Source organism: Bradyrhizobium sp., assembly GCF_052389815.1.
In the GTDB taxonomy this organism is placed as follows: domain Bacteria; phylum Pseudomonadota; class Alphaproteobacteria; order Rhizobiales; family Xanthobacteraceae; genus Bradyrhizobium.
Window position 1 is genome coordinate 1 of the sequence record NZ_JBQTHN010000216.1, and the last position, 4,467, is coordinate 4,467.

General features: G+C 63.1%; 4 protein-coding genes. 3 read left to right on the forward strand and 1 reads right to left on the reverse strand.

Annotated features, from left to right (window positions below; all coding sequences use genetic code 11):
- The first annotated feature begins 325 nt into the window (after positions 1-325).
- The gene (locus ACT4OC_RS29190; protein WP_444842530.1) at positions 326-820 is read left to right on the forward strand and encodes a DUF3291 domain-containing protein; all 495 of its coding nucleotides are present in this window, start codon (positions 326-328) and stop codon (positions 818-820) included.
- Between the two features lie 153 nt (positions 821-973).
- The gene (locus tag ACT4OC_RS29195; protein WP_444842531.1) at positions 974-1,561 is read left to right on the forward strand and encodes a GNAT family N-acetyltransferase; all 588 of its coding nucleotides are present in this window, start codon (positions 974-976) and stop codon (positions 1,559-1,561) included.
- Positions 1,562-2,234: 673 nt separating this feature from the next.
- Here ACT4OC_RS29195 and ACT4OC_RS29200 read toward each other — a convergent pair.
- On the reverse strand, positions 2,235-3,074 hold the full coding sequence (locus tag ACT4OC_RS29200) for a universal stress protein (protein WP_444842532.1): 840 nt from the start codon (positions 3,072-3,074) through the stop codon (positions 2,235-2,237).
- Between the two features lie 260 nt (positions 3,075-3,334).
- Between ACT4OC_RS29200 and ACT4OC_RS29205 the strand changes: the two genes are divergently transcribed.
- Positions 3,335-4,264 (forward strand): aspartyl/asparaginyl beta-hydroxylase domain-containing protein, encoded by a 930-nt coding sequence (locus tag ACT4OC_RS29205; RefSeq protein ID WP_444842533.1) that lies wholly within the window; start codon positions 3,335-3,337, stop codon positions 4,262-4,264.
- Positions 4,265-4,467 lie beyond the last annotated feature (203 nt).

The following is a 4,467-nucleotide window of genomic DNA, read 5'->3' on the forward strand; positions in this document are numbered from 1 at the left end:
CGCCAGGGTCGCGGCGCCAGGACCACACGACTTCGCCGTCCGCAGCTAGCGTTTCGCCCGGTGCAAGCACCTGACGCAGCAAGCGGCCCATCGCAACCCGCACCACGTTTCGTGACGATCGCGAAACGTCCCTCACGGTGGCACGGGCTGGTGGCGTTATAGGCCTGATTTGGGTATTCTGGAAAGAAGAAAATTCTGATTTGTAGATCACGAATTCGTGAAAATGGAATTAGGCGACCGCTGCCGGCGGGCATCGAGGTTTGATCCCTCGCGATATCCTGCCTAAACTGCCGGGAGTCGAATTCAGCGACGGGAGCCAGAGGTCTTGCAACAGCCAGCCGATCATCACCTCGCCGAACTCAACATCGGCCGCATCAAATACGATCTCGCAGACCCGCGCATGGCGGAGTTCGCCGACAATCTTGCGCTGGTGAACGGCATCGCCGAGCGCAGCGAGGGTTTCGTCTGGCGCTACGTCGACGACAGCGGCAACGCCACCGACACGCGGCCCTTCGACGATCCGAAGATCATCGTCAATCTGTCGGTCTGGCAGAGCGTCGCCGACCTCGAGCGCTTCGTCTGGCAAACCGTGCACAAGCGCTTCTATGGCCGTCGCGCCGACTGGTTCGCGCATTTCGAGGGACCGGCGGTCGCGCTGTGGTGGGTGCCGGCCGGCCATCGGCCGAGCATCGAGGAGGCCCTCGCGCGGCTCGATCATCTGAAGCGGCATGGTCCGAGCGATCATGCATTCGACTGGCAGCGGGCGTCGGCGCAGCTCTGGAAGACCGCGCGGTGCGCGCCGACGGGGCAGGTGGCGTAGCCGTCGAAACCGGATGCGGGATCGACGGCGCAACCTGATGTGGGGCAACCTGACGCAGATGGGCGGGGCTGAAATAGCCTCGCCGAATTCCGATATCCGCGTTGGGGTCCTACCTTGGCAATCGGCCAGCGCGGTCGGTGACCGGGAGCCACCATGACGGCGGTGCCGGAAGTAACGTCTGCGACCAAGAGCATTGAAGCGAGCGCGATCAAAACCGTCGTGCTCGGCTTTGCGGCTGATCCCATGGCGCGTTGGGTCTGGCCCGATTCAACCGAATATATGCGGATCATGCCTCAGTTCGTCAGGGCATTCGGTGGCCGGGCATTCGAGCATGGCACTGCCTACGTCACCGAAGGCGCTCGCGCAGCTGCCCTGTGGTTGCCGCCCGGCATCGAGCCGGATGAGGCCGCCATGGCCGCGATCATGGTGCAGACTGAGCGCCCGGACATCGCCGATGATCTCGGACACGTGCTGCAAGGAATGGCCAGGTATCATCCACACGAGCCGCATTGGTATCTGCCGCTCATTGCCGCCGATCCAAACTGGACCGGCCATGGTCTCGGCGGACTGCTGATGAAACACGCGCTTCGACGATGCGACGAGGAGGGCGTCGCGGCCTACCTCGAAAGCTCGAATCCCCGAAACGTCTCCCTTTATGAGCGTCACGGCTTCAGGGTTATCGGCGAGATACAGCATGGTTCTTCGCCGACGATGAGGCCGATGATGCGGATGGTTTCCTGAGTAGTGGACCGCAAGCAGTTCATCCCGGGTTTCTACGGAGCAGATGTGACCGACAAACCACATCGCTCCGTCATCTTTCGCGGCAATCGATCGGCCAATTGCAGCGGACGAATCGAATCAACTAGACCCAATGACGGGGCTGGGAAGCGGAGTAAGTGTATGAGAGTCGCTTCCTTGGAAAGTGTATTGACGGCGGCCACACTGATATCGGCCATCGTCGTCGTGCTGTGGGGAATGAAGATTTTCTACGGTGCGTGAGCTAGCAGGCGTCGAACCAGAGAACCTCCGGTCAAGAAGAGGCTCGCGACAAGGCATCACTTCCGCGGCGGCGGAAGTTTTCTTTTCACGGCGCCGGTGAAGCTCGACAGGCAGCAAGCACATCGAAGGCCGCTCGAAGCTCACGACCAGCCATTTCAAGAAGACATTCCGGTTTCCGAGCCTCCATGCATTTCAGCGCCTATCTGATGATCGCCGCCTTGATTCTCCTCGGCCTGCAGCTTGCCTACGCGTTCTATCAGCTGGCTTCATTCGTGCTTTGAGCCTGTAGGATGGGTAGAGCGCAGCCGCGCTCGCTCTCCGGGCTGCGGCGGACATGGCGCGAAACCCATCGGGCCTTGCGCGAGTGACTGATGGGTTTCGCTTCCCGCTCTGCCCATCCCACGGACCGGGAAAATCAGTGCGCCATCAGCACCGGGATGTCGGCGTGCTCCATGATGTGGCTGGTGGCGCCGCCGAAAATCATCTGCCGCAGCCGGTTGCGGGTGAACGCGCCCTTGACCAGCAGATCGCAGCCTTCCGCCCTGGCCGCATCCAGCACCGCTTCGCCGGTTTCGCGATCCCCGAGCTTGACGCGGACCGGCTTGGCCGCGATGCCGTGATGCTGTAGCTGCCTCAGGATATAATCGGCCGATGGTCCCGGCACCTCCTGTCCGCCGATGACGGTCAGCACCGTCACGCGCTCGGCGAGCTTCAGCAGGGGCATGGCAAAGGCATTGGCGCGCGCCTGCTCGGTAGAGCCGTTCCAGTGCACCATGACGTTGCCGGCGATCTGCCTTGGAGCGGTGGGCGGGGCCAGCAGAACCGGCCGGCCGCTCTCGAACAGCGCGGATTCGATGACGCGCCGGTGCAGGCCCGTCGAATCCGCGTCCAGCCTGCTGATGACCGTGATGTCGAACGCGCGGCCGTGGCTGCCGATGAAGCCTTCGTCTTCGGGCGAGGCGGCAAGCCATCCGAAGCAGGGGCGGTTCGCGGTCGCGCCGGACGGCGGAACGTCGTGCTCCTGCATGAAGGTTTCGAACAGCCGGCGCAGCTCGGCCGTCTCCTCGTCGCGCTGCGCGTCGTAGGCGTCCATGGTGAGGCCGGCGGTCAGCTCCGCCACGACATAGGGCGGAATGGCGATCCGCAGCGGAAAACCCTCGATATAGCCGCTGGTCCGCCGCGCCAGCAGCACGGCGGTCTCCAGCGCCGATTTCATCGTCGCAATGTGCTGGGTTGGCACCAGGATCGTCTTCATCCCCGACCTCCTATCGCTCTGCGCCACCGGTAGCGGCAGGCGACTCCGATCCCGACAGGCTAGTCCCTGGAAGGCGACAGCGAAAGTCCGATCACGCGGCGGGTAGAGGCTGGCCGAAAGGCGCGACGGCGGGCGTGCACGCACCGCGCCGCGGTTGAAATGACGGTGTGACCTAACTAAAGTGCGGCGTGAGCCTTGCCGGGCATGCTCCGGCTCGGGCACCCGTCGGCTGGCATCCCATCTCGTGCAGGAACCGGATCGTGCTGAAGCAGATTTTCGCGCCGCAGCTTGTCGTGCTCTATGCCTTCGTGGCGTCCACGCTCTACGTGCATTTCCGCGGCCGCCACCGCCTGCGCTTCGCCCGGCAGATCGGCGACCACTCGACCTATCTCGCGCCCTACAACGTGCTGATGTATGCGGGCTCGGCGGTGCCGAACACGCCGGTGATCCCGGTCGAGAAATTTCCGGAACTCGCCAAGCTCAGCGAGAACTGGGAGACCATCCGCGACGAGGCGGTGCGGCTGTTCGACGAGGGCTTCATCCGGGCTGCCGCGAAGAACAACGACTGGGGCTTCTATTCGTTCTTCAAGAGCGGCTGGAAGCGGTTTTACCTGAAGTGGTACGACGATTTCCTGCCCTCGGCACGCACGCTGTGCCCGAAGACGGTGGAACTGCTCAATTCGATCCCGACCGTGCACGGCGCGATGTTCGCCATGCTGCCGCCCGGCGGCAAGCTGGGCGCGCATCGCGATCCCTTCGCGGGCTCGCTTCGCTATCACCTCGGCCTCGTCACGCCGAACTCGGACAAATGCCGCATCCTGGTCGACGGCGTAGAATGCGTCTGGCGCGACGGCCAGGCCTTCATGTTCGACGAGACCTTCATCCACAGCGCGGAAAACCAGACCGACGTCAACCGCATCATCCTGTTCTGCGACGTCGAGCGCCCGATGCGTTACGGCTTCATGACCGCGATCAACCGCTGGGTCAGCCATCACATCGTCAAGGCTTCGGCCACCCAGAACGTGGATGGCGAGCATGTCGGCGCCCTGAACAAGGTGTTCGGCAAGCTCTACGAGCTCCACCTCGCCAGCCGCAAGGTCAAGGAGTGGAACCGGACGGTGTACTACACGATGAAGTACAGCATCGGCGTGCTGATCATCGGGGCGATCGTGGCGTCCGCGCTGCGGTGACGGCGCGTAGGGCGGATTAGCGTAGCGTAATCCGCCGAACTTGTTCGAGATGATGAGGCGGATTACGCTTTCACTAATCTTACTGCGTCATGGGCGTCGGCGTCCATTTGATGCTGCGATGGCGCCGCAGCAAGGACATCGCGGCAAGGTTTTGATGAGCTCTCGGATCAGACGCACGCGCATGGTTGCGATCGAGTTCGGGA

What these genes read in the sequence shown, in the direction of transcription:
- ACT4OC_RS29195 (WP_444842531.1), top strand. Translation starts at nt 974, where the DNA reads ATGACGGCGGTGCCGGAAGTAACGTCTGCGACCAAGAGCATTGAAGCG.
- ACT4OC_RS29200 (WP_444842532.1), bottom strand. Translation starts at nt 3,074, where the DNA reads ATGAAGACGATCCTGGTGCCAACCCAGCACATTGCGACGATGAAATCG.